Below are 22761 nucleotides of genomic sequence, written 5' to 3'. Positions count from 1 at the left end.
TCGGGGTCCGCCCTCGATTCGAACGGATTTAAGGAACGGGGCCAGTCATGGATTTCAGGGATACGCAGGACGTGAGCGTGAACGATACCGACACCGTCGAAACCACCGCCGCCGAAGCGCCGCGCGAGCGCAATTCGAAAAGCGTCGACCCCACGCTGTACGCGATTGAGGTCGATCATTCGCGCGATGCGCTGCTGACCGATTTCGGCAAGGAGACGCTGAAGGACCGCTATCTGCTGCCCGGCGAAGGCTATCAGGACCTGTTCGTTCGCGTCGCCAGCGCCTATGCCGACAATGCCGAACATGCGCAGCGGCTATATGATTACATCTCCCGATTGTGGTTCATGCCGGCGACGCCCGTCCTGTCGAACGGCGGCACGGGGCGCGGGCTGCCGATCTCCTGCTACCTCAACTCGGTCCCCGACAGCCTGGACGGCATTGTCGACACCTGGAACGAGAATGTGTGGCTGGCTTCGCGCGGCGGCGGCATCGGCACCTATTGGGGCAATGTGCGCGGCATCGGCGAACCGGTGGGCCTGAACGGCAAGACCAGCGGTATCATTCCGTTCGTCCGGGTGATGGATTCGCTCACCCTTGCGATCAGCCAGGGATCGCTGCGCCGCGGATCGGCCGCCTGCTATCTGGACGTCAGCCATCCGGAGATCGAGGAATTTCTGGAAATCCGTAAACCCAGCGGCGATTTCAACCGCAAGGCGCTGAACCTGCATCACGGCGTGCTGCTGACCGACGAATTCATGGAATGCGTTCGCGACGGCGGCGAATGGGTTTTGCGCAGTCCCAAGGACGGGTCGGAGCGCGGCCGCGTCGATGCGCGCGCGCTGTTCCAGAAGCTGGTCGAAACCCGGCTTGCCACGGGCGAACCGTACATCGTCTTCGCCGATCATGTGAACAACAACATGCCCAAGCATCATCGCGACCTGGGGCTGAAGGTTTCCACGTCCAACCTGTGCAGCGAAATCACGCTGCCCACCGGGTACGATCATCTGGGCAACGACCGCACGGCGGTATGCTGCCTGTCGTCGCTCAACCTGGAAACCTGGGACGAATGGTCGAAGGACAAGGGCTTTATCGAGGACGTCATGCGCTTCCTCGACAATGTGCTAAGCGATTATATCGAACGCGCGCCCGAAGAAATGGCGCGCGCGAAATACAGCGCGATGCGCGAACGGTCGGTCGGGCTGGGCGTCATGGGCTTCCATTCCTTCCTGCAGGCGCGCGGCCTGCCGTTCGAAGGCGCGATGGCGAAATCGTGGAACACGCGCATCTTCAAGCATATCAATGCAGCCGCGAATGAAGCGTCGATGCAGCTTGCGGTCGAACGCGGCCCCTGCCCCGACGCCGCCGATGTCGGCGTGATGGAGCGGTTTTCGTGCAAGATGGCGATCGCGCCGACCGCGTCGATCAGCATTATTTGCGGCGGGACGAGCGCGTGCATCGAACCAATCCCGGCGAATATCTATACCCACAAAACGCTTTCGGGCAGCTTCGTGGTGAAGAATCCGTATCTGGAAAAGCTGCTCGACAAAAAGTCAAAAAATTCGGACGCGATCTGGAATTCGATCCTCGAAAAGACGGGTTCGGTGCAGCATCTCGATTTCCTCAGCCCGGAGGAAAAGGATTGTTACAAGACCAGTTTCGAGATCGACCAGCGCTGGATTCTGGAACTTGCCGGCGACCGGTCGCCCTATATCGATCAGGCGCAGTCGCTGAACCTGTTCATCCCCGCCGATTGCGACAAATGGGATTTGCTGATGCTGCATTTCCGCGCATGGGAACTGGGCATCAAATCGCTTTATTATCTGCGGTCGAAATCGGTACAGCGCGCAGGGTTCGCGGGCGGCGTGGAAGCGGACAACACCTCCGAACTCGCCAAATACGAATTGCCCAGCACCGATTATGACGAGTGTCTGGCCTGCCAGTAAATCGGCGGAAGGGACCCGCGCATAAGGCGCGGCGCGTATTTTTCATTGGCGGGCAAAGCGCCCGCGAAAACAGCAAACAGGCCCCCGCCCCTGCGGGAGCGATGTGGAAGTGATGACTGCTGCGAACGACGCACGACAAAATGAAACCCCGGCCCGCATAGCGCGGACCGGGGCATTCGTACGTGCGTCACATGCTTGGCACGCGGGCTTATTCGCTGGTTTCGAACATATCCTGTGCATTCTGGGCAGTAGCGGTAAGGCGAACATTGTCGCCCTCCACCTCAGCGATCAGGCCCGCGGGAATATAGTGATGCTTCGCGCCCTTCCCGTCCTTGGTTGCCGGGCTGTCAGTCTTGGTGAGCTTGATACGGTCGCCATCGACATGATCGACAGTACCCAGATGCACGCCGTCTGCACCGATGACGTTCATATGCTCTTTGATATTGCTGGTATCGGCCATGATATTCCTCCTTGCTTGAGACAAAGAGGAAAACGCGCGACGCCCGCGAATGATGCATATCCCCGGACCGGGGATGACATACCAAGCCGGGGCGGGGGTCCCGTCCACGCAAAAACCCCCACCGGGCGGGGCCGGGCGGGGGTTTTTAATCAGCGTGTGAAACGCGGGTCAGACTTTCATATCCTGCGCGGTCGGTTCATCGACCTTCAGGTAAATCCGGTTATCCTCGACCCGGTCGACCAGTTCCATTTCGATGTAATGATGGCGGCTGTCGCCACTATCAGTCTTAGTCATCTTGATACGGTCGCCTTCAACCTCATCAACCGTTCCGACATGCTGGCCGTTTTTACCGGCGATTTCCATGTGTTCTTTGATGCGCATCTTGTCAAACATGTGGCTTCTCCTTACTATTTACTTCGTGATACACAGGTTCAACGGTCCAATGCACCATGTGTTCCTGATTTTCCCGTTGCGGGTGCGCAACTATTGGCGAGCGCGGCATGAACGCGATTGTGTGCCTTTGCCGTTCGCGTGGACAACAATCCCATGACGTTCGCAACGCTTTCGCCCGCAATCGCGATTATGTTCGGCGTTGCGTTCTTCGCGGCGCTTTTGGCGGTCTGGTTGCTGCTGCAGCTTCGCCGGCCGATCGGCGAAGCGCGCACCTATGCCTACGCATGGTCGCGGTGATGGCGCTCGCGCTTGCCGCGGTGCTCGCCATGTCGGCGAGCGCGATGTGGTCGTGGAACGCCGAGATCGCAGGCCGCGCCTCCTGATCGGATCGCGCAGCCCTTTCCTTCCTTCCGTTTCGAACCCGGAGTAATCCCATGTCCCTTCTCGAAGCCCGCAAAACCTACAAGCCCTTTGAATATCCTTGGGCCTATGACTTCTGGAAGCGCCAGCAACAGGTGCACTGGCTGCCCGAAGAGGTGCCGCTGGGCGAGGATTGCCGCGACTGGGCGCAGAAGCTGACCGAGCATGAACGCAACCTGCTGACGCAGATTTTCCGCTTCTTCACCCAAGCCGATGTCGAGGTGCAGGATTGCTACCATGAGAAATACGGCCGGGTGTTCAAGCCTACCGAAGTAAAGATGATGCTCGCCGCCTTTTCGAACATGGAGACGATCCATATCGCGGCCTACAGCCATCTGCTCGACACGATCGGCATGCCCGAAAGCGAATATGGCGCATTCCTTGAATATTCCGAACTGAAGGACAAGCACGACTATCTTCAGAAATTCGGTGTCGATTCGGACGAGGACATCGCTCGCACGCTTGCGATGTTCGGCGGCTTTACCGAAGGCGTTCAGCTGTTCGCGAGCTTCGCCATGCTGATGAACTTCCCGCGCTTCAACAAGATGAAGGGCATGGGACAGATTGTCAGCTGGTCTGTGCGCGACGAAAGCCTGCACTGCGAAGGCATCACCAACCTGTTCCACGCATTCGTGAAAGAGCGCGACTGCCTGACCAAATCGGTGAAGGAAGACATTCTGGATCAGTGCAGCACGACGATCCGGCTGGAAGATGCGTTTATCGACCTCGCCTTCGAAATGGGACCGGTGAACGGCATGACGCCGAAGGATATCAAGAAATATATCCGCTACATCGCTGACTGGCGGCTGCAACAGCTTGGCCTGAAACCGATGTACCTGATCGACGAACACCCGCTGCCCTGGCTCACGCCGCTGCTCAACGGCGTCGAGCATGCCAATTTCTTTGAAACGCGCGCGACCGAATATTCGAAAGGAGCGACGCGCGGAAACTGGAACGAGGTCTGGGACAGTTTCGACAAGCGCCAGAAAGCCAAGGCGGGCAATGACGATGCCGCCGAGGAAGACGGCAGCGCGGACATGTTCTCCAGCGGGACGCAAGCGGCGGAGTAAATGCGCGGGGCGGTGAAGCGGATTTGACCGACGTCAAACCCCGCTGCCGCCCCGGCTGCTATCGACGCCGCCATGAGCGAAACCCTTTTCACCATGGTGGGCGGCGCGGACGCGGTTCGCGATCTTTCAAATCGATTTTACGCGCGGATCGATCGCGAACCCAAATATCGCGAATTACGGGCGCTGCACGGGCGGGACCTGGCCGCGATCGCCGACAGCCTGAGCGGGTTTCTGACCGGGTGGCTTGGCGGACCGCGCGACTGGTTCGAAAGCGGCAGGGGCTGCATTTTTTCGTTGCACCGGTCCATCCCCATCGATGAAGAAACCGCAGGCCAATGGGTCGATGCGATGCAACGCACGCTGGCGGAGACGTCCGGGATACCCGATTCGCTATCCACGCGGATGGTGGAGACATTGGACCGGATGGCGCGTGCGATGGCGAAAGCATCCTCCGATCCGGCAGGATAACGCCGCCAAACCCCCTCCATCAGGCCGCAATTCGTCGCAGCTTGGGCACGTCCCGCCCCGCCCTACGCGCGCGAGCGCAAGCCGCCCCCATCGGATCGCAACCCGGTCGGCATTCCGCCCGTTCTTGGCCCCGGTTCTTCAACGATCAGTAGGAGCGTACCCATGTCGAAGACCGTTATTGCTTTTGCCGCGGCTGGTGCCGTGCTGGCCGCGACGCCCGTGATGGCGGGCGAACACCTGACCCGTGCAAATCTGTTCACCGACAGCAATTCGCACTATCTCGATTACAAGACGTCGCTGTCCGAAGCGCGTCGCGAACTTCGCAGCGATCTTGCCCGTGCCCATGACGAACAGGACCGCATCGACGCGAAGAGCGAATATGACCGTGAAGTCGCCGATGCGAAGCATGATTTCCGAAAGGAAATGGCCGAACGCGGATTCTATGTCGCGCCGAATGACCTTCGCGAAGGCCATGTGACCGTTGAGGAAATGGCGGCGCGTTAAAGGTTTGGCGATTACGGGCCGCCGGTCGATTATCGGTGGCCCGCTATCCTTTTCATCAGTCGAGAAACAGATAGCTGGGATCGAATTCGGCAAAGTCGGCCAGTCGGTCGAGGTCATGAATAATCACGCGCCTGTCACGAAAGTCGAGCAGACCGTCGGTACGAAGCTGGCGCAGCATCCTGTTGGTATGGACCGGCGTAAGCCCGGTGGCGTCGGCAAGGTCGATCTGCGTGATCGGCAAATCGAATCCGTTTCGATCAGCCATGCCAATGCGTTCAAGCCGGGCACGAAGTTCGCACATCAGATGTGCGATCCGTTTCGCGGCGGTCCGCACGCCGATCGACACCAGCCATTCGCGATTGATGGCGGCATCGATCAAGGTGCTGCGCCATAGCAGTTCGGTCAGATTTGGCGAAACCGTGGTGAGTTCGCGGATCGCCTGATGCGGGAAAAGCGCGATCTCAACATCCGTTGTCGCCGCGACCGAATGTTCCAGCCGTTTGAGCGGGTAGCTGTGCAGATCGACGAAATCGCCGGGAATGTGCAGCGCGAGGATTTGCCGTCGCCCGTCTTCGGTATCCTTGTAGCGGTGCACAAACCCCTTGGTGAGCAAGGTACACTGGGTGAGCGGCATATTTTCACGCACGATCACCTGCCGCGCGGCGACACGCCGTTTATGCGCAACGGCGTTGTTCAAAGCCTTGCGTTCGGCATCTGTCAGCCGCGGTCGCTGATGCGTCATCAGGAAAAGTTCTGTGGTCATGCTCCCCTCTGTGCCCCGCGAACGCCCGGAACACCCGGCCCCGCGCGACGTTTTAACCCCGATACCTGTCGGAGAACAACATGGCGCCCCATAAGCCCCATGACAAACCGGTAAAGGCGGTGGCGGAGTCGGGCGAAGTATTGCTCGACGGGCCGCAAGGCGTGGCCCTTTCGCTGACCCCCGATGCTGCTCGCAAAACCGCCGAAGCGTTGAATCGTGCGGCGGACGAGGCCGACCAGCACCCCAAATGTTGACGAAAGCGCCCCCATTGCCCGGATTTGTGAAAATATTGCTGTCCTACATGTAACCCATATGGTTATATTCTGGTCGTTTCGGCAACGAAGGGATCGGATATGGGTATCGACGAACTGATCGATGAGGTTATCGAGCGCGAAGGCGGCTATATCGACCATCCTGCGGACACCGGCGGCGCGACCCGGTGGGGAATCACGCAGGCAACCGCACGGGCACAGGGATATCTTGGCGATATGCGCACATTGCCGCGTGAAGAGGCGACGGCGATCTATCGCCGGCTTTATTGGCTGAGACCAGGGTTCGACCGCGTGGCGGCACGCGCACCCGATCTGGCTGCGGAACTGTTCGATACCGGCGTCAATATGGGACCGGCCACCGCGACCGGATTTCTTCAACGCGCGCTCAACGCACTTAATCGCGGACAACGCGATTACCCTGACCTCAGCGTCGATTCTCGGATCGGCCCGGTGACGATCGCCGCGCTCGATGCGTTTCTGGCGACGCGCGGCCAGGCGGGGGAAGCGGTGCTGGTAAAGGCCGCCGATGCATTGCAGGGCGAACGCTATCTTGCCTTGGCCGAGCGTCGTCCCGCGAACGAAGCGTTTCTGTACGGCTGGCTGGCCAACCGGATCGGTTAAGGAGAAGCATATGGGCATCCTTGAAGGAATCATCGCGCCGGTTGCCGGATTGATCGACAAGGTCATTCCCGACCCAGAGGCAAGGGCGCAGGCGAAACTGAAACTGATCGAGCTTCAGAACAGTCAGGAACTTGAGCAGGTAAAGGCGCAGCTTTCAGCGATCGTCGCGGAAGCGCAATCGGCCGATCCGTGGACCAGCCGGGCGCGGCCCAGCTTTCTGTACGTCATGTACGCGCTTTTCCTGTGGGCGATACCGATGGGCCTGATCGGCGCGTTCGATCCGGCGCTGGCAAAGGGGATTGAAGAGGGCATGACCGGATATCTGGCGGCGTTGCCCGAACCGCTCTACACGCTCTTCGGCACCGGCTATCTCGGCTATACCGCCGCGCGCCAGTTCGGAAAGATGAAAGGGTCGGACAAATAAAGGGTCAGCGAAGCGCGACCACCGCGAACAATGCCCAAAACCCCAGCCCGACCGGTAGCGCATACAACAGGCCGCGCAGGCCATCGGCATCGCGTTTGCGGGCTTCGGCCTCCGCTTCAACGATTTCGGCCATATCGCCATAGGTCGGCCGCGCTTCGGGATCGCCCCTGTTCATCCAGTGATAGGACATGGTGTCTCTCCAACCGGCGGGCGCAAACCCGCCTGTTTCCATTTTAGAAGATTCGACGCAGCGCCGGTCGGGATTTGCGCGCGGCGATGGTTCGCCCCATATCCGCGCGCATGACCGACAAGAAAATTGCGTGGCACGGCACGACCATTCTTTCCGTGCGCAAATCGGGCAAGGTGGTGATCGCGGGAGACGGCCAGGTTACGGCCGGCCAGACGATCATGAAGCCCAATGCCAGAAAGGTCCGTCCGCTGGGCGATGGCAAGGTGATCGCCGGTTTCGCCGGTGCGACCGCCGATGCCTTTACCCTGTTCGAACGGCTGGAGGCGAAGCTGGAACGCTATTCGGGACAGTTGCTGCGTGCAGCGGTCGAACTGGCAAAGGATTGGCGCACCGATAAATATCTGCGCAATCTGGAGGCAATGCTGATCGTCGCGGACAAGGACATAACATTGGTCGTCACTGGAAATGGCGACGTGCTGGAACCCGAAGCGGGCATTGCGGCGATCGGTTCGGGCGGCAATTACGCGCTGGCCGCCGCGCGCGCGCTGGTCGATTACGAAAAAGATGCGGAGACGATTTGCCGCCGCGCGATGAAGATCGCGGCGGATGTGTGCGTCTATACCAACGATCAGCTCACCATCGAAACGCTGGACAGTGATAGCTGACGCGCCGCCGGGGGCGGTGGATCGCCGGACACTGGTCGGCGTTGTGGGGGCTTCGCTGCTGGCGGGGTGCGCAGCGACCGGTGCGACGAACCGTCCATTGGCGGGAGGTTCGGCCTGTCTGCCGCCGGTCCGGGCGCGGGAAGACCGGCTGATCCGGCAGGTGGTCGGGCTGCGCCCTTTCCGCCCGTCCGGCTTCGTCGTTCGCGAAGCGTCGTTCGGCGACAAGCGGCTGGTGCATAATTACGGCCATGGCGGCGCGGGGATTACGCTGAGTTGGGGGTCATCGCGGCTCGCCACCAATATCGGGCTTCCCGGCCATCGCGGCGCGGTCGCGGTGATCGGCGCGGGCGTCATGGGGCTAACCACCGCGCGGCTGGTTCAGGAAGCGGGCTATCCGGTCACGCTTTATGCCAAGGCGCTGCCGCCCGAAACCACCTCCAACATCGCGGGCGGGCAATGGTATCCCTCGCTTTTGTACCGCAGGTCCCGGCTGACCCCGGCCTTCACCGCGCAGTTGAAGGCGGCCGCCGCTTACGCCTATCAGCGGTTTCAGATCATGGTGGGCGATGACTATGGCGTTCGCTGGATGACCAATTACCAGCTTTCGGATTCGCCCCCGTCGGAAAGCGCGAAGGACGAGCTGCTCGCGTCGATGCTCCCGGAGAACCGCGCCCTGCCCGCCGGCGCTATGGGGTTCGGCAGTCCCTATGTCAGCCAATGGTCGGGGATGCTGATCGAACCGCCGCGTTTTCTGCGCGCGATGCTGCGCGATATTCGCGTCGCGGGCGGCGAGGTGGAAATACGCGACTTCGCCGATCCTTCGCAAATTGCCGACCTGCCTGAACGGCTTATCTTCAACTGCACCGGCCTTGGCGCGCGCGACCTGTTCGGCGATACCGAGCTTCAGCCGATGCGCGGCCAGCTTGCCGTGCTGATGCCGCAGCCGGAAGTCGATTACGCCTATGAGACGGCAGGCGGCGCGTACATGTTTTCGCGCAGCGACGGCGTCCTGCTGGGCGGGACGGCGGATCTTGGCGACTGGTCGCTCGATCCCGATCCCGAAACCACCCGGCGGCTGATCCGCCTGCATGCGGGAATAGCGAACGCCATGCGCTGCGCTTGATCGCGACCGGCATGGTTCCGATATGCCGGGCCACGCCCGAACACCCCTTCCCCATCTTTTCCCTTTTCTTGAGACTGGAATGAACGACACACTTACCCCAAAGGCGATCGTCGCCGCGCTCGATCATCACATTATCGGTCAAAAGGATGCCAAGCGCGCCGTTGCGGTGGCGCTGCGCAACCGCTGGCGGCGGCAAAAGCTGCCCGCCGATCTGCGCGATGAAGTGACGCCGAAGAACATCCTGATGATCGGCCCAACCGGCTGCGGCAAAACCGAAATTTCGCGGCGCCTCGCCAAGCTGGCCGACGCGCCGTTTGTGAAGGTGGAAGCGACCAAATTCACCGAAGTCGGCTATGTCGGCCGCGACGTCGAACAGATCGCCCGCGACCTTGTCGAGGAAGCGATCCGGCTGGAAAAGGAACGACGCCGCCACGCCGTGCAGGAAAAGGCCGAGCAGGCGGCGTTCGACCGGTTGCTCGACGCGCTGACCGGCAAGGATTCGAGCACGGCGACGCGCGAAAGCTTTCGCAAAAGGATCGAGGAAGGGCATCTCGACGATACCGAAATCGAGATCGAAATGGAGGCGCAGTCCCAAATGCCCTTCGAAATTCCCGGCGGCGCGAATGTCGGGATGATCAATCTGTCGGATATGATGGGCAAGGCGTTCGGCGGCGGCCAGATGAAGCGCCGCAAGATGACCGTGCACAACGCCTTCGACAAGCTGGTCGAAGAGGAGGTCGAAAAGCGGCTGGACCAGGAAGAGGTCAGCCGGGTGGCGCTTCAGGACGCCGAAGCCAATGGCATCGTGTTCCTGGATGAGATCGACAAGATCGCCGTCAGTGAATCGCGCAGCGCCTCGGTCAGTCGCGAAGGCGTTCAGCGCGACCTGCTTCCCCTGATCGAGGGAACAACGGTCGCCACCAAATACGGCCCGATGAAAACAGACCATATCCTGTTCATCGCCAGCGGCGCGTTCCATGTGTCCAAGCCCAGCGACCTGCTTCCCGAACTGCAGGGCCGCCTGCCCATCCGGGTCGAGTTGCAGGCGCTGACGCAGGACGATTTCGTGTCGATCCTGACCGACACCCGTGCCTCATTGCCCGAACAGTATAAGGCGCTGATCGGCACCGAAGGCGTGACGCTGAACTTTACCGAAGACGGCATCAAGGCGGTGGCGCGCATCGCCGCCGAGGTAAATTCCGAGATCGAGAATATCGGCGCGCGCCGCCTGCAAACGGTGATGGAAAAGCTGCTTGAGGAAGTGAGCTTCGATGCCGAGGAACGCGGCGAAACCACGCTCACCATCGATGCATCCTATGTCGAGCAGCAACTCGACAGCATCGCGCGCGACACCGACCTGAGCCGCTACGTTCTGTAGCGGTTCATTCGGCCGGCTGTGCGCGGGTGTATTCTGCGAACCGCCCCAGCGTGCAAAAGCCGCTGGGGCCGCCGATGCGCGACACCCATTTGACCCGGTCGCCCTTGCAATAGCGCCCGGCGAATGGATAGCTGATCAGGATATCGTCGCTGCGCGGGGTGATGCAGGCGGGCGAGATTTCACTGACGTAAATCCTGTGTCCAAGCGTCGATCGATACACGATCCCGCCGCGCACGGTTTCGCTGTATTGCACGCGATCGGGATCGATGCATTGCAGCGTGTCGGTGGGTTCATACCCAGTCAGCAGCTGAGTCAGACGATCCGGCCCCGGCTTTTCCGCCGGGGGTGAAGATGCAGCCGCACAGCCCGACAGCGCGGCGGCGGCAAGTGGAATTAAGATGATGCGCGTCATACACGGCCTCCCGATCGGGCGCGGGCGACTCGCGCCTATCCCGTGAAATTATCCTTTGCCGCACGCCGTTCCGCAAGCTGCTGCGCCGATGTAGCGCGCAAAAAGGGATTGGTCGCCTTTTCCAGGCCAATAACGGTGGGGACCGTCGCTTCCCCGTTGGCGCGGCGGGTGTTCACGTCGATCATCCGCTGCTTCACAGCCAGATTTTCCGGTTCGATGACCATCGCGAAACGGCCGTTCGCCTGCGTATATTCGTGCGCACAATATACCTGCGTTTCGTCAGGCAGGTCGCCCAGCCGCTGCATATTGGCGAACATCTGCTCCGCCGATCCTTCGAACAATCTGCCGCAACCCATCGCGAACAGAACGTCGCCGACGAAAATCATGTGATCCCCGGCGAGATGATAGACGATGTGCCCCGAGGTATGCGCGGGCATTTCCAGAACCGAGGCGCTGTGATCGCCCAGCGTTACCGTATCGCCTTCGCCCACCAGACGATCGGCGGTGGGAATCCGCTCCGCCTCCGCCGCCGGTGCGATGACGGTGCATCCGCTCGCCGCCTTGATCGCTTCGTTGCCGCCGGTGTGATCGGGATGCCAGTGCGTGTTCCAGATCGCCGTGATTCTCCAGCCACGCGCCTTCACCTCTTCCAGCACCGGATCGGCGAGCGCGGGGTCGATCACGACCGTCTCATCCGCCGCCGGATCATGGATCAGCCAGATGTAATTGTCGGCAAGCACCGGCAGGCCGACAATCTGAAGCACGACCGACATCGCCTACCACTCCCCACTATTAGGCATGGAGGCCCAGGGTTCCTGCGGCTCCAGATGCCCGTCCTGAAGCAGTTCGATCGAGATGTTGTCGGGCGTGCGCACGAACGCCATATGCCCGTCGCGCGGCGGCCGGTTGATGATGACCCCTGCATCCATCAGCCGCCGGCAGCTTTCATAGATATCGTCGACCTGAAAGGCGAGATGGCCGAAATTGCGCCCGCCCGAATATTCCTCCGGGTCCCAGTTATGGGTGAGTTCGACCTCTGCGATGCCCTCCTGCCCCGGCGCGGCGAGGAAGATCAGCGTGAAGCGCCCTTTCTCCACCTCGGCACGGCGCACTTCCTCCAGCCCCAGCAGGTTGAAGAACGCAATCGTCGCGTCGGGATCGGTTACGCGCAGCATGGTGTGCAGATATTTCATCGTCGGCAGGCCCCTTCTGTTCGTCCGCCAGATAGGGGTGCGACCGCGCGGTTGAAAGGGCCGGGTCAGGCTACCGCAGCGCAGACATCCGCTACCGCGCGAAACAGCAATGCGATATCGCGTTCGCGTGAAAGCCGGTGGTCGCCGTCCTTGACCAGCCACAATTGCACATCCTGGCTGTCGAGCAAGTCGGTGAGCCGGGCCGTGCGTTCCCATGGCACTTCCTTGTCGCGCTGCCCCTGCAACAGGCGCACCGGGCAGGATATCGCGATCCGGCCAAACGTCATCCGGTTCGCTTCGCCCGACGACCAGAATTTGCGTGTCGTGACCATTACTGAATCGTCATATGCGGAAGGTTCTTCCAACCGCCCTTCGGTCAGGATCGTCATTTTCTGGTCGGGCGTGAACCCCCAGTCGGTGAAATCGGGCGCGGGCGCGATACCGACCAGTCCGACGACGCGATCGGGCCGCTGACGCGCGGCGAGCAGCATCAGCCACCCGCCCATCGACGACCCCACCAGCACCACCGGCCCTTCAGCCAGTTCATCGATCACGCTGAGCACATCGGCCAGCCAGTCGGCGAGTGAGCGATCCTCGAACGCCCCCTCGCTCTTCCCGCATCCCGAATAGTCGAAACGGATATAGCCGCGCCCCTGTTCGCGCGCCCAGTCTTCCAGCGCTGTCGCCTTCGTTCCCTCCATGTCGGAGGCATAGCCGGGCAGGAAAATGACGGTGGGTCCAGCGCCATCGGTCCTGTGAAAGGCAAGCCGCGGCGCATTGTCGGGATCGATCGTATCGGGTTCGGTCATGCGCGCGATGCTATCGCCGCGAACGCATGACCGAAAGCCTATTCGGCGAGGAACGCGTCGAGCGCCTTTGCAAAGGCTTGTGGCCGGTCGAGCATGATGAAGTGCCCGCTATCGGCAACCGGAACATAAGTGACATGGGGCGCATCGGCATATTGCGCGCGATAGAATGGATCGGCCCGTTCGGCTGGCATCCGATCGCTGGTCGGATAGACGAGCGTGATCGGCGTCGTCACCTTTGCCATATCGGGGCGCAGATCGGTCGTAACGTCCTCGTACATCGCCTGCGCCGACACGCGCTGATCGGACGCGGCCATCCAGCCTGCAACCTTTGCCTGCGCTTGCGGTGTCACTGCCATCGTCGCGGCGACCTGTTTAGCCGACGCGGCATCGGCGGTCTGCACCTTCATCTGGTCGCGCATCTGCGCCGCCATCGGTTTCAACGTCTCGACCGTCGCGCCGGGCATGATGATCGGCCCGACAAAGGGCAGCGCGTCGACGATCATCACGCGCCCGGCATCGCCCGGATGCGCCTTTGCCAGCATCAGCGTGACGAGGCCGCCCATCGAATGGCCGACGATCGCGGCATGCTCGATCTTTTTGTCGGCGATATATCGATCGAGGTCGGCAACGATGCCGTCCAATATACCGGGCTGCAAATTACCCCTGGGGTCATCCCCGGCAAAGCCGTTGACCTGCACCAGATAGACGCGGTGACCGGAGGCAAGGTGCGGCGCAACGCCGTCCCATACGCCGCGCGGGCTCGACAGGCCGGGGATCAGGATCACCGGATCGCCGCTGCCCATCGCCTGTACCGAGATATGATCCATCTGCGTTGTGGCGGACGCTTCCTGCCCCGCCGACCGGGCAAATGCCGGACCGGCGGCGGCGCCGAGGACGAGGGCGGTGGCAAACAGGGCTTGTTTCAACATGGTCATGGTTCCTTTCAACGGATCGCGCTGGTGACGAGGTGCGCACGGATGCCGGGCAGCGACAGGTCGAATTCGAAATGATTGGCGGCCTTTGCATCCGGCGCGGGCGCGACGGTTTGTATGTCGCGCTGGTGTGCAGCGCTCATCAGCATGACGATAACAGCCGCCAGGACGGCGATACGCGGCGATTTCTGGCAACGGGTCATGGTGCCTCTTCTTCCTGTGCGGGATTGACGAACACCTGCTCAATGGCGAGGCCGAACAGGTCGGCGATCTTGAACGCGAGCGGCAGCGAGGGGTCGTAGCGTCCCTTTTCGATGGCATTTACGCTCTGGCGCGACACTTCCAGCCGGTCGGCCAGGTCCTGCTGGCTCCATTCGCGTTCGGCGCGGAGCACGCGAAGCCGGTTCTTCACGATTTCAGCTCGTTATACAGCGTGCCCAGCGCCAGTCCGGCACACCAGATAATGAATGCCCAGTAAGCCGGGACATGCGGCACCTGATCGAAACTTTCGAGGAACCCCCAGACCGAGCAGACGCTGAGCATGAATCCGGTCGCGATAAGCATCTGACGCACATGGAGCATGCGCAGATATTCGTCCTTTTCGTCCAGAATCAGCCGCCCGATCACGACGATGATGCCGATCATCGGAATGGCGGGGAGCAGCGCCACGGCCATCGCGGCGGCACCGTCGAGTGCGAAATGGCGGGTCAACCAGTTCGCCAGTATCAACGTCACGAGATACCCGATGGCGAGGCCCAGAACGCGGCGCTGATAAGTTTTATTCCCGCCGCAGGGTGCCGCCCCCCGGATGGCGCGCATCCGGCGTTTCTGAACGATCATCCAGCCGAGCGCGGCGAGCGGCACCGCATATATGGCGACCAGCCACCAGCCATGCACGTCATAGGCCTTATGGATTGCCATCCCGCCCAGCAGGCTGAAGATATATACCGTGATGGCCGGCCCGATGCGCGGCATCCGGACCTCTTCCTCGACAACCATGGCAAGCTCCCTTGTTTAAATGACAAGTGAGCTTTACGCCGATTCGCGACGAGATGTCAACCTAGCTTTCCATAACGACAAGCTATCTGTTCAAATCGTCCAGCATCCTTTTCGCCAACAGGCTGAGCGTGTCGTCGCGCGCGCCCATCACCACGATGCGGTCCCCCGGCTTCGCACTCGCCACCAGATGCGCCGCCGCGGCATCGCGGTCGGGGATGTGGCGCGCATCGATCCCCGCGGGGGCAAGGTCGGCGACGATGTCGGCGCTGGTCACGTCGCGTGTCACCGTGCCGCCCTGATAAACCGGATCGGGCAGAACCAGCATGTCGCCGCGCTTCAGCTTCTGCGCGAATATCGCGACCAGTTCGCGGCGCATGACCTTTAACGGGCCATAGCCGTGCGGCTGGAACAGCAGCAGCAGCCGTCCGGGAAATTCGTGCAGCGTATTGATCGTGGCGGCGATCTTTTCGGGGTTATGACCGAAATCGTCGATCACCGCGACGCCGTTCGCCTCCCCCACCCGTTCGAAGCGACGCCGCAACCCGGTGAATGATTCGAGCGCGGGGACGGCGCGCGGCGGCGGGATGCTGGAAGCGAGCGCTGCCCCCAGCGCGGCAAGCGCGTTTTCGACATTGTGCCGACCCGGCACCGACAGGCGGACGGTCTGGCGAAAATCCCCGGCGATATACAGGTCGAACGAAATCGCGAAGGGTTCGGGTTTCAGGTTGCGCGCGGTAAGGTTCGCGTCGCGATCGACCGCAAAGGTCAGCACCATTTCGCGATCAAGACCGGCGGCGATCGCGGCCGATTCGGGGTCGCCTGTATTGATGACGGCGGCATCGGCGCGGCCGACGAAATCGCCGAACAGCGTGCGCAGCTCCTCCATGCTCTTGTGATCGTGGCTGACATTGTTCAGCACCGCGATGGTAGGATTGTAGAGCGCGATCGACCCGTCGCTTTCATCGACTTCGCTGATAAAGGCATCGCCTTCACCGACCAGCGCGCTGGCAAAGGGCGCCTGCGAATCGGCGAAATTGGTCATCACCGCGCCGTTCATCACCGTGGGATCGCGCCCCGCCCGGTCGAATATCCAGCCGATCATGCCGGTGACGGTGGATTTGCCGCTGGTGCCCGCAACGCCGATCCGCCGCACCGAATCGTTGAACAACCGGCTGAGCAATTCAGGGCGGCTCATGCGCGTCGCGCCGACTTCGCACGCCCGGACCATGTCGGGGACGCTGTCCTCCACTGCGGCGGAGGCGACGACGACCTGCTGTGCATCGCTAATTCCGCTGCCGTCTTGCGGGAACAGGCGGATGCCGCGCTTTTCCAGCGCTTCGAACTTGGCCGGAACCCGGCCCGCGTCGAGCGAGCGGTCCGACCCGGCGACCATCGCGCCGCGCCCTGCAAGAATCATGGCGAGCGGCATCATGCCCGAACCGCCAATGCCGACGAAGAAATAGGATTTTCCGGTTTCCATAACGTTCAGGCTATCGGCGGAAACGCAGGCGGGAGCAACCCGGCGCATGGCGATTCGGGCGGCCGACCGGAACCGATGAACGCAAGCGAACGGGAATACGCTTCTGCCCCCTCCACCCAAACGCTTCTCGACTTCGCGCAGCGCGAACGGCAGATGGGGTTGCGCGTTCATGTATGGACGGACTGGGGAAAGGCGAACGATGCGAATTGGCGTGGTGGCACCGGCAAAGCCGATCGACGAACAGGCGGCGGCGGCGACCAGTGCGCTTGCCGCGATCGCTTTCCCAAGCGTCGACCTGACGTTCCACAAGCAATGTTTCGCGGTGAGCGGCCATTTCGCAGGGCCGGACGATATGCGCGCGGCGGCGTTCCTCGACTATGCCAACGATCCGGCGTTCGACGCGATCTGGTTCGCGCGCGGCGGATACGGGTCGAACCGTATCCTGTCGCGCGTCATGCCCGAATTGAACGCAGCGGCGCGGGACAAGATGTATGTCGGCTATTCCGACATGGGGTTCATGCTGGGCGCGCTGTATGCGCGGCGGATCGGGCGGCCGGTGCACGGGCCGATGCCGATCGAGATCGGGCGCAAAGACCAGGGCGTGTGCGTCGCGCGATCGCTCGACTGGATGGTCAATCGGGACCGGGCCGTATTGGAGCCGAATATCGGCGGCCAGCCGGTGGTGGCGATGAATCTGGCGATCCTCACATCAATGATCGGCACGCCGTGGCTGCCCGACCTTGCCGACCATGTGCTGATGATCGAGGAGGTTTCAGAGCCGCTCTATCGCATCGACCGGATGCTGTTCACGCTTGCCAACTCGACGCAGTTAAAGGGGCTGGCGGGCATAAGGCTGGGCCAGATCGTCGATGTGCAGGAAAACGAGCCGCCGTTCGACGAAACGCCGGAGGAAATGATCACGCGCTGGTGCGGCGATATGGGCGTGCCCTATCTGGGCCGCGCCGAGATCGGACACAGCGCCGACAACCGCATCGTCCCGTTCGGGCTGGTAGCGGGGTGAGCGGCGCGGGTTAGTTTGCGGGCGACGGGCGTGGAAGTTTCGGAAGTTTAGGACACGCCCCCCTCCCTTAGCCTCCCCGCACCGCCCGATCGGGCGGGTGACGGAAGAGCACGTGCGGGTCATGACGAAGAGGATGGCGAAACGGGGGCGTGTAGGACCGGGCGGCTCTCCGCGCCGACCACCCACCCGATACCATAATCCGCATTACCGTCATCCCCGCGAAAGCGGGGATCCAGCTATTCGAGCGTTTGCGAGCCACTGGATTCCCGCTTTCGCGGGAATGACGGATAGGCGACGCGTCGAACCGAAAGCAGGCTTTCTTATAGCGCCTCCGTTGCGGACCTTCGATGTATTGCACGGCTAGCCAAAAGCGGACGTTCGCCTAGCTCTCCCCAGCCCAATCGGGGTGCTGCCAATCTTTGCCCACATATGCGCCCCAAGCACGGAGTATGGAGCGAGCAGCGCTCGGAGTATTTGCAACTTGCTTGTCTCTGCTCAGGACACCTTCAAAGAAGGTGCCCACAGCGGCTACCTGCAGATCGATGGCATCGTTCACGCGCTTATCGACTTTCTTGCCACGGCCTGCGCCTTCACCAATCCATGCGAGCGTATGGATAAGAACGCATAGCGAGTAGCGGAAGCCGAACATGCTCATCGCATCTTTGACCTTCATGGGCTTCGAACCTTGCTTCTGCTGGTTGTCGATCATGAAGTTTCGGGTGCTCTCCAGCAGCAGGTCAATCGCCTTGCGCCTCGTCGCATCAGAGACCGTCTGCTGCATTGCAATCGCCCGCCGTTCCTCTCGCGTGAAGACCCCGGCTGCGCTCACCAGCGCATCCTCCCAATCAACGACTTCGTTATGCAGGCGTTCGATCATCGTGCTTGCATAAGCCTCTGCCTCCTTGATCGTTGGCCTAAGATGCTCCGGCGGCGGAATACGCCTCAGGTCAGCCGCAAGTTGCCCCAGCCTTACACTCTCGCCGTAGTCTATCAGCATTATCGCATCGTCCTTGCTTCGAATCTGGTCGTCGAGAATGTCGCCAACAGGCCGCAATGCGAAAACTTGGTTTGGGAACTTGGCCGCAATCGACAACGACTCCCTCGAGGTCGTCAGCGCGTTCTTCTTCTGCATCTCAATGATCGTCCAATCAGAGAACGCGACCGCATGATTCCGGTCCATCGCCAGAAATTCTTCCATCGCTGGCGCTCGCATTAGGTTTTTGTCGAAGACGATAGTGATCATGTTTTCGAAGTGATGCTGGACGCCCAAAATAACAATGCAAGGACTTTGAGGTGATTGCGCTCTGGCCTAGCTTCCGTCAGCGGCGCAATGCGCTTTTCACCCCAATTAAGCCCCAAAACCAGACAAACCGTTTCCCGCCAAATTCGGTCACTCATGCCGCGCGACTATCTTCGCGATAGCGGCCACTTCTTTCCTGCGATAATGATCCGCGTGTCACTTTCCTTCATCACCATAAAGGGCAGTGAATGCCGGGAATGAATCGGCAGGACGGATCGGTGAAGGAACGGGCGGGATGAAGATTGCGGGGGCGATCGGCGCAATTTTGCTCGCGCTTGGCTATGCCGCGATCTGGGTTTTCGCGCCGCTCGATCACGCCCTGCTCGCGCGGTTGTGGTTTCTGCCTGGCATCGGGGTGCTGGGCGCGACGATCGCCAATACGTCGGGGACCGGCGGGGGTGTGGTGTTTGTGCCGGTGTTCAACGCGCTGCGCGATACCGGCGTCATGGCGCTCGACAGGACGCAGGTCGTCGCGGCATCGTTCCTGATCCAGTGTTTCGGGATGAGCATGGGGGCGATTCGCTGGTCGGCGGGGCTGCACCGCCAGCCGGTCGCGACGCGCGACGTATCGCTTGCCGATTTCTGGCGCGTGGTTGGCGTGGTGCTGGCGGGATCGCTGCCGGTGATGCTGGTGACGCAGCGGGTCGCGGCGTTCGATCCGCATGACGTGCTGCTGGCCTTCAAGGCGTTTTCGCTTAGCCTGGGCGCGGGCGTGGTCGCGACGACATGGACGGTCAACCGCACCCGGCCCGCTTTGCGCACGGTGACACGCGGCGACTTCTTCATGCTCGCAGCGATCGGGCTGGTCGGCGGGTTCGTCACCGCCCTGTTTTCGGTCGGCGTGGGCGAGCTGGTCGCGCTGTACCTTTTCATCCGCCATTATCCGGTGGTGCTGTGCGCCGGTGCGGCGGTGGTGATTTCCAGCCTGTCGTGCCTTGCCGGTGCGCCGTTCCACATCGCGAACGGCACGGTGATGTGGGAGGTGGTCGCGCTAGCCGCGCCCGGCGCGCTGATCGGCGGCTATCTTGCCCGCCCGCTGGCGCTATGGCTGGGGGCGGCGCGGCTGAAGACGATCGACGGATGCTGGATCGTTGCATCAAGCCTGTATCTCATCGCGCTCAACGTTTGAGGACTCGCGCTTTTGCGCCCCCTTGCCTATCTCCCCATCGCGGCGGCATAAGCCGCGACCTGTTCCCGCAACGCTAACTGGTGAAACGCTACCCCATGTCCGAGATGTTCAAGATCACGCTGCCCGACGGTTCCGTCCGACAGGTTGCGGCGGGGACTACCCCCGCGGACGTCGCGGCCGCGATCGGGCCGGGGCTGGCCAAGGCGGCGATCGCGGCGCGGGTGGATGGCGAATTGCGCGACATCATGCGCCCGTTCGAAGGCGATACCGAACTGGCGCTGGTGACCTCGCGCGATGAGGCTGACGCGCTGGAACTGGCGCGGCACGATTATGCGCATGTCCTGGCCGAGGCGGTGCAGGCGCTGTGGCCCGGCACGCAGATCACGTTCGGCCCGTCAACCGAGGACGGCTTTTACTATGATGTGAAGGCGCCCGAGGATCGCGCGCCCTTCTCGATGGACGACCTGCCCGCGATCGAAGAGAAAATGCGCGAGATCATCCGCGCCGACAAGCCGCTGCGCCGCGAAGTATGGAGCCGCGAGGACCTGATCGCCAAGTGGAACGCCGATGGCGAGACGTTCAAGGCCGAATGGGCCGCCGAACTGCCCGAGGGTGAGGAACTGACCGTGTACTGGTCGGGCGAGGACTGGCTAGACATGTGCCGGGGGCCGCATCTTGCCTCCACCGGCAAGCTCGATCCTCAGGCGTTCAAGCTGATGCGCGTCGCCGGGGCCTATTGGCGCGGCGATCAGAATAATGCGCAGCTGACGCGGATTTACGGCACCGGCTGGCTGAGCAAGAAGCAGCTCGACGCGCATCTGCACAGGCTGGAGGAAGCGGCCAAGCGCGACCATCGCAAGCTGGGCGCGGAGATGGACCTGTTCCACCTTCAGGCCGAAGCGCACGGGTCGGTATTCTGGCACCCCAAGGGCTATGTTATCTGGCGCGCGCTTGAGGCATATATGCGCCGCGCGATCGATGCGGCGGGCTATGCCGAGATTAAGACGCCACAGGTGATGGACGCGCGCCAATGGGAGCAGTCGGGCCATTGGGGCAAATATCGCGAAAATATGTTCGTGATCCCCGACGAGGTTCCCAATACCGAGGATGACCGGCCGATCGTGTCGGACGAAGCCGACTGGATGGCGCTGAAACCGATGAACTGCCCGGCGCATGTGCTGGTGTTCAAACAGGGCATCAAATCGTACCGCGACCTGCCGCTGCGCCTGTATGAAAACGGCTGCTGCCACCGCAACGAGCCGCATGGCGCGCTGCACGGCCTGATGCGCGTTCGCCAGTTCACGCAGGACGATGCGCATATTTTCTGCCGCGAAGATCAGATCGTCGATGAAGTGCGCAGCTTTTGCGAACTCGCCGACCGGGTCTATCGCGATTTCGGGTTCACCTATGCGATCAAGCTGGCGCTGCGCCCCGAAAAGCGCTTCGGGTCGGATACCGACTGGGACAAAGCAGAGGAAGAGCTTCGCAACGCGGTGAAGGAAGCGGGCCTCGCCACCCCGGAATATGGCTGGGAAGAACTTCCCGGCGAAGGGGCCTTTTATGCGCCCAAGCTGGAATGGCACCTGACCGACGCGATCGGGCGGACCTGGCAGGTCGGCACGATCCAGTCGGACCGCGTGCTGCCCGAACGGCTCGACGCAAGCTATACTGCGGCGGATGGCGAGCGGCACCGTCCCGTCATGCTGCACCGCGCGATTTTCGGCAGCTATGAACGCTTTATCGGCATATTGATCGAACATTTCGCAGGGAAATTGCCGCAATGGCTTGCCCCCGTTCAGGCGGTGGTCGCGACAATCGTGTCCGATGCGGATGAGTATGCGCGAGAGGTCGCGGCCAAATTGCGCGACGCCGGCATCCGGGTGGAGGTCGATCTTCGCAACGAGAAGATCAACTACAAGGTGCGCGAACATTCGGTCGCAAAGGTCCCCAACCTGCTGGTCGTGGGCAAGCGCGAGGCGGAGGAAGGCACGGTGGCCCTGCGCACGCTGGGCGAAGGCGCGAAGCAGCAGGTGATCGCACTGGACGAGCTGCTGGCGCGTCTTGCGGATGCGGCAAAGGCACCCGATATATCGTAAATACGGGCAACCGGGCGGTTCTGTCGCCCGGACGTTCGTGCGGGCTCTACCGAAATCCCGCGCAATGCGTTATACCTGCCCGCAAAGCATTTTGAAATTGCTACAGGAGAAAGCAAAATACGTCCTCCCATGAACCGACGCTCGATGTCGCCGCCGCCGATGAACGGGCCGCGCTACAACGAGTTCATTCAATCGCCCAAGGTTCGCGTGATCGACCATGAGGGCGAAAATCTTGGCGTGATGTTCACGCGCGAGGCGATGGAACAGGCTGCCGAGGTGGGTCTCGATCTGGTCGAGGTATCCCCCAATGCCGACCCGCCCGTAGCCAAGTTTCTGGATGTCGGAAAGTATAAGTACGAAGCCCAGAAAAAGGCCAATCAGGCGCGCAAGACGCAAAAGACGCAGGACATCAAAGAAATCAAGATGCGTCCGAATATCGACGATCATGATTACAACACCAAGATGAAGAACGTTCACAAGTTCATCGGCGACGGTGACAAGGTGAAGGTTACCCTGCGCTTTCGCGGTCGCGAATTGAGCCATGGCGAAATCGGGATGGCGCTGCTGAGGCGCGTGGCGGAAGACACAGCCGAAGAGGCGAAGGTCGAATCCTATCCGCGCATGGAAGGCCGCCAGATGCTGATGGTGCTGTCCCCCAAATAAGCGCCCCCCGCCTTTGCAGGCAACGAAAAGCCT

The 22761-nt window shown here is 61.6% G+C and carries 29 protein-coding genes; 15 read left to right on the top strand and 14 right to left on the bottom strand.

Features of this window, described 5'->3' with window-relative positions:
• Positions 1-47 precede the first annotated feature (47 nt).
• Positions 48-1943, top strand: a complete 1896-nt coding sequence (locus KY084_RS12790; protein WP_219238858.1) for a ribonucleoside-diphosphate reductase subunit alpha — start codon at positions 48-50, stop codon at positions 1941-1943.
• 208 nt (positions 1944-2151) lie between these two features.
• Here the strand turns inward: KY084_RS12790 and KY084_RS12785 are convergent, their stop codons facing one another.
• Positions 2152-2403, bottom strand: coding sequence for a DUF2171 domain-containing protein (locus KY084_RS12785; RefSeq protein WP_219238857.1), 252 nt, complete (start codon positions 2401-2403; stop codon positions 2152-2154).
• Between the two features lie 168 nt (positions 2404-2571).
• Positions 2572-2796, bottom strand: a complete 225-nt coding sequence (locus KY084_RS12780; protein ID WP_219238856.1) for a DUF2171 domain-containing protein — start codon at positions 2794-2796, stop codon at positions 2572-2574.
• 138 nt (positions 2797-2934) lie between these two features.
• Between KY084_RS12780 and KY084_RS16375 the strand changes: the two genes are divergently transcribed.
• The 4 genes from KY084_RS16375 to KY084_RS12760 all read left to right on the top strand — a co-directional run bounded on the left by KY084_RS16375 (position 2935) and on the right by KY084_RS12760 (position 5258).
• Positions 2935-3093: a hypothetical protein gene (locus KY084_RS16375; RefSeq protein WP_246587110.1), complete on the top strand. Its 159-nt coding sequence runs from the start codon at positions 2935-2937 to the stop codon at positions 3091-3093.
• Between the two features lie 137 nt (positions 3094-3230).
• Complete coding sequence (locus tag KY084_RS12770; protein WP_219238855.1) at positions 3231-4286, top strand: ribonucleotide-diphosphate reductase subunit beta; 1056 nt, start codon at positions 3231-3233, stop codon at positions 4284-4286.
• 72 nt (positions 4287-4358) lie between these two features.
• The gene (locus KY084_RS12765) at positions 4359-4754 is read left to right on the top strand and encodes a globin domain-containing protein (RefSeq protein ID WP_219238854.1); all 396 of its coding nucleotides are present in this window, start codon (positions 4359-4361) and stop codon (positions 4752-4754) included.
• 162 nt (positions 4755-4916) lie between these two features.
• Positions 4917-5258, top strand: a complete 342-nt coding sequence (locus KY084_RS12760) for a hypothetical protein (RefSeq protein WP_219238853.1) — start codon at positions 4917-4919, stop codon at positions 5256-5258.
• A 55-nt stretch (positions 5259-5313) separates the two neighbouring features.
• Here KY084_RS12760 and KY084_RS12755 read toward each other — a convergent pair whose 3' ends face one another.
• Positions 5314-6021 (bottom strand): Crp/Fnr family transcriptional regulator, encoded by a 708-nt coding sequence (locus KY084_RS12755; protein WP_219238852.1) that lies wholly within the window; start codon positions 6019-6021, stop codon positions 5314-5316.
• A gap of 80 nt (positions 6022-6101) precedes the next feature.
• Between KY084_RS12755 and KY084_RS12750 the strand changes: the two genes are divergently transcribed.
• The 3 genes from KY084_RS12750 (at position 6102) to KY084_RS12740 (ending at position 7338) form a co-directional block, all read left to right on the top strand.
• A complete protein-coding gene (locus KY084_RS12750; protein ID WP_219238851.1) occupies positions 6102-6275 on the top strand; it encodes a hypothetical protein in 174 nt (57 codons plus the stop codon).
• Positions 6276-6374: 99 nt separating this feature from the next.
• Positions 6375-6914, top strand: a complete 540-nt coding sequence (locus KY084_RS12745; RefSeq protein WP_219238850.1) for a glycoside hydrolase family 108 protein — start codon at positions 6375-6377, stop codon at positions 6912-6914.
• 10 nt (positions 6915-6924) lie between these two features.
• A complete protein-coding gene (locus KY084_RS12740) occupies positions 6925-7338 on the top strand; it encodes a holin family protein (RefSeq protein WP_219238849.1) in 414 nt (137 codons plus the stop codon).
• Between the two features lie 4 nt (positions 7339-7342).
• On the opposite strand, the gene KY084_RS12735 is transcribed toward KY084_RS12740, so the two are convergent.
• The gene (locus KY084_RS12735) at positions 7343-7528 is read right to left on the bottom strand and encodes a hypothetical protein (RefSeq protein ID WP_219238848.1); all 186 of its coding nucleotides are present in this window, start codon (positions 7526-7528) and stop codon (positions 7343-7345) included.
• A gap of 110 nt (positions 7529-7638) precedes the next feature.
• Here KY084_RS12735 and hslV point away from each other — a divergent pair, with 110 nt between their 5' ends.
• From hslV to hslU, 3 genes are all read left to right on the top strand, one after another.
• On the top strand, positions 7639-8193 hold the full coding sequence (gene hslV, locus KY084_RS12730; RefSeq protein ID WP_219238847.1) for an ATP-dependent protease subunit HslV: 555 nt from the start codon (positions 7639-7641) through the stop codon (positions 8191-8193).
• A complete protein-coding gene (locus KY084_RS12725; protein ID WP_343228015.1) occupies positions 8183-9316 on the top strand; it encodes an FAD-dependent oxidoreductase in 1134 nt (377 codons plus the stop codon). The genes hslV and KY084_RS12725 overlap by 11 nt, the downstream gene beginning before the upstream one ends.
• 79 nt (positions 9317-9395) lie before the next feature.
• Positions 9396-10694, top strand: coding sequence for an ATP-dependent protease ATPase subunit HslU (gene hslU / locus KY084_RS12720; RefSeq protein WP_219238845.1), 1299 nt, complete (start codon positions 9396-9398; stop codon positions 10692-10694).
• Positions 10695-10698: 4 nt separating this feature from the next.
• Here hslU and KY084_RS12715 read toward each other — a convergent pair whose 3' ends face one another.
• From KY084_RS12715 to KY084_RS12675, 9 genes are all read right to left on the bottom strand, one after another.
• Positions 10699-11106, bottom strand: a complete 408-nt coding sequence (locus tag KY084_RS12715; protein WP_219238844.1) for a hypothetical protein — start codon at positions 11104-11106, stop codon at positions 10699-10701.
• Between the two features lie 35 nt (positions 11107-11141).
• Complete coding sequence (gloB, locus tag KY084_RS12710) at positions 11142-11870, bottom strand: hydroxyacylglutathione hydrolase (protein WP_219238883.1); 729 nt, start codon at positions 11868-11870, stop codon at positions 11142-11144.
• Between the two features lie 12 nt (positions 11871-11882).
• A complete protein-coding gene (locus KY084_RS12705; protein WP_219238843.1) occupies positions 11883-12299 on the bottom strand; it encodes a VOC family protein in 417 nt (138 codons plus the stop codon).
• 65 nt (positions 12300-12364) lie between these two features.
• Complete coding sequence (locus tag KY084_RS12700) at positions 12365-13108, bottom strand: alpha/beta fold hydrolase (protein WP_219238842.1); 744 nt, start codon at positions 13106-13108, stop codon at positions 12365-12367.
• 38 nt (positions 13109-13146) lie between these two features.
• Positions 13147-14037 (bottom strand): alpha/beta fold hydrolase, encoded by an 891-nt coding sequence (locus KY084_RS12695; RefSeq protein ID WP_246587108.1) that lies wholly within the window; start codon positions 14035-14037, stop codon positions 13147-13149.
• A gap of 14 nt (positions 14038-14051) precedes the next feature.
• Positions 14052-14243, bottom strand: a complete 192-nt coding sequence (locus KY084_RS12690) for a hypothetical protein (RefSeq protein ID WP_219238841.1) — start codon at positions 14241-14243, stop codon at positions 14052-14054.
• Positions 14240-14452 (bottom strand): helix-turn-helix transcriptional regulator, encoded by a 213-nt coding sequence (locus KY084_RS12685; protein WP_343228014.1) that lies wholly within the window; start codon positions 14450-14452, stop codon positions 14240-14242. Before KY084_RS12685 ends, KY084_RS12690 begins: the two co-directional genes overlap by 4 nt.
• On the bottom strand, positions 14449-15039 hold the full coding sequence (locus tag KY084_RS12680) for a hypothetical protein (protein WP_246587107.1): 591 nt from the start codon (positions 15037-15039) through the stop codon (positions 14449-14451). The genes KY084_RS12685 and KY084_RS12680 overlap by 4 nt, the downstream gene beginning before the upstream one ends.
• Before the next feature lie 82 nt (positions 15040-15121).
• The gene (locus KY084_RS12675) at positions 15122-16519 is read right to left on the bottom strand and encodes a UDP-N-acetylmuramate--L-alanine ligase (RefSeq protein WP_219238879.1); all 1398 of its coding nucleotides are present in this window, start codon (positions 16517-16519) and stop codon (positions 15122-15124) included.
• A gap of 199 nt (positions 16520-16718) precedes the next feature.
• On the opposite strand from KY084_RS12675, the gene KY084_RS12670 reads away from it, so the two are divergent.
• Complete coding sequence (locus tag KY084_RS12670; RefSeq protein WP_219238840.1) at positions 16719-17540, top strand: LD-carboxypeptidase; 822 nt, start codon at positions 16719-16721, stop codon at positions 17538-17540.
• A 382-nt stretch (positions 17541-17922) separates the two neighbouring features.
• Here KY084_RS12670 and KY084_RS12665 read toward each other — a convergent pair whose 3' ends face one another.
• A complete protein-coding gene (locus KY084_RS12665) occupies positions 17923-18783 on the bottom strand; it encodes a hypothetical protein (protein WP_219238839.1) in 861 nt (286 codons plus the stop codon).
• Positions 18784-19075: 292 nt separating this feature from the next.
• Between KY084_RS12665 and KY084_RS12660 the strand changes: the two genes are divergently transcribed.
• The 3 genes from KY084_RS12660 (at position 19076) to infC (ending at position 22728) form a co-directional block, all read left to right on the top strand.
• On the top strand, positions 19076-19969 hold the full coding sequence (locus tag KY084_RS12660; RefSeq protein ID WP_219238838.1) for a sulfite exporter TauE/SafE family protein: 894 nt from the start codon (positions 19076-19078) through the stop codon (positions 19967-19969).
• A gap of 95 nt (positions 19970-20064) precedes the next feature.
• Positions 20065-22065, top strand: coding sequence for a threonine--tRNA ligase (thrS, locus tag KY084_RS12655; RefSeq protein ID WP_219238837.1), 2001 nt, complete (start codon positions 20065-20067; stop codon positions 22063-22065).
• Positions 22066-22194: 129 nt separating this feature from the next.
• On the top strand, positions 22195-22728 hold the full coding sequence (infC, locus tag KY084_RS12650; protein WP_219238836.1) for a translation initiation factor IF-3: 534 nt from the start codon (positions 22195-22197) through the stop codon (positions 22726-22728).
• The last annotated feature ends 33 nt before the right edge of the window (positions 22729-22761 follow it).

It is taken from the genome of Stakelama flava, assembly GCF_019351405.1.
GTDB classification, from domain to species: domain Bacteria; phylum Pseudomonadota; class Alphaproteobacteria; order Sphingomonadales; family Sphingomonadaceae; genus Sphingomonas; species Sphingomonas flava_A.
This window is presented reverse-complemented; position numbering and strand designations above follow the sequence as displayed.

Coding starts and splice junctions, on each gene's coding strand:
- KY084_RS12790 (WP_219238858.1), top strand. CDS start 48: ATGGATTTCAGGGATACGCAGGACGTGAGCGTGAACGATACCGACACC.
- KY084_RS12785 (WP_219238857.1), bottom strand. CDS start 2,403: ATGGCCGATACCAGCAATATCAAAGAGCATATGAACGTCATCGGTGCA.
- KY084_RS12780 (WP_219238856.1), bottom strand. CDS start 2,796: ATGTTTGACAAGATGCGCATCAAAGAACACATGGAAATCGCCGGTAAA.
- KY084_RS12770 (WP_219238855.1), top strand. CDS start 3,231: ATGTCCCTTCTCGAAGCCCGCAAAACCTACAAGCCCTTTGAATATCCT.
- KY084_RS12765 (WP_219238854.1), top strand. CDS start 4,359: ATGAGCGAAACCCTTTTCACCATGGTGGGCGGCGCGGACGCGGTTCGC.
- KY084_RS12760 (WP_219238853.1), top strand. CDS start 4,917: ATGTCGAAGACCGTTATTGCTTTTGCCGCGGCTGGTGCCGTGCTGGCC.
- KY084_RS12755 (WP_219238852.1), bottom strand. CDS start 6,021: ATGACCACAGAACTTTTCCTGATGACGCATCAGCGACCGCGGCTGACA.
- KY084_RS12750 (WP_219238851.1), top strand. CDS start 6,102: ATGGCGCCCCATAAGCCCCATGACAAACCGGTAAAGGCGGTGGCGGAG.
- KY084_RS12745 (WP_219238850.1), top strand. CDS start 6,375: ATGGGTATCGACGAACTGATCGATGAGGTTATCGAGCGCGAAGGCGGC.
- KY084_RS12740 (WP_219238849.1), top strand. CDS start 6,925: ATGGGCATCCTTGAAGGAATCATCGCGCCGGTTGCCGGATTGATCGAC.
- KY084_RS12735 (WP_219238848.1), bottom strand. CDS start 7,528: ATGTCCTATCACTGGATGAACAGGGGCGATCCCGAAGCGCGGCCGACC.
- hslV (WP_219238847.1), top strand. CDS start 7,639: ATGACCGACAAGAAAATTGCGTGGCACGGCACGACCATTCTTTCCGTG.
- hslU (WP_219238845.1), top strand. CDS start 9,396: ATGAACGACACACTTACCCCAAAGGCGATCGTCGCCGCGCTCGATCAT.
- KY084_RS12715 (WP_219238844.1), bottom strand. CDS start 11,106: ATGACGCGCATCATCTTAATTCCACTTGCCGCCGCCGCGCTGTCGGGC.
- KY084_RS12705 (WP_219238843.1), bottom strand. CDS start 12,299: ATGAAATATCTGCACACCATGCTGCGCGTAACCGATCCCGACGCGACG.
- KY084_RS12700 (WP_219238842.1), bottom strand. CDS start 13,108: ATGACCGAACCCGATACGATCGATCCCGACAATGCGCCGCGGCTTGCC.
- KY084_RS12695 (WP_246587108.1), bottom strand. CDS start 14,037: ATGTTGAAACAAGCCCTGTTTGCCACCGCCCTCGTCCTCGGCGCCGCC.
- KY084_RS12690 (WP_219238841.1), bottom strand. CDS start 14,243: ATGACCCGTTGCCAGAAATCGCCGCGTATCGCCGTCCTGGCGGCTGTT.
- KY084_RS12680 (WP_246587107.1), bottom strand. CDS start 15,039: ATGGTTGTCGAGGAAGAGGTCCGGATGCCGCGCATCGGGCCGGCCATC.
- KY084_RS12675 (WP_219238879.1), bottom strand. CDS start 16,519: ATGGAAACCGGAAAATCCTATTTCTTCGTCGGCATTGGCGGTTCGGGC.
- KY084_RS12670 (WP_219238840.1), top strand. CDS start 16,719: ATGCGAATTGGCGTGGTGGCACCGGCAAAGCCGATCGACGAACAGGCG.
- KY084_RS12665 (WP_219238839.1), bottom strand. CDS start 18,783: ATGATCACTATCGTCTTCGACAAAAACCTAATGCGAGCGCCAGCGATG.
- KY084_RS12660 (WP_219238838.1), top strand. CDS start 19,076: ATGAAGATTGCGGGGGCGATCGGCGCAATTTTGCTCGCGCTTGGCTAT.
- thrS (WP_219238837.1), top strand. CDS start 20,065: ATGTCCGAGATGTTCAAGATCACGCTGCCCGACGGTTCCGTCCGACAG.
- infC (WP_219238836.1), top strand. CDS start 22,195: ATGAACCGACGCTCGATGTCGCCGCCGCCGATGAACGGGCCGCGCTAC.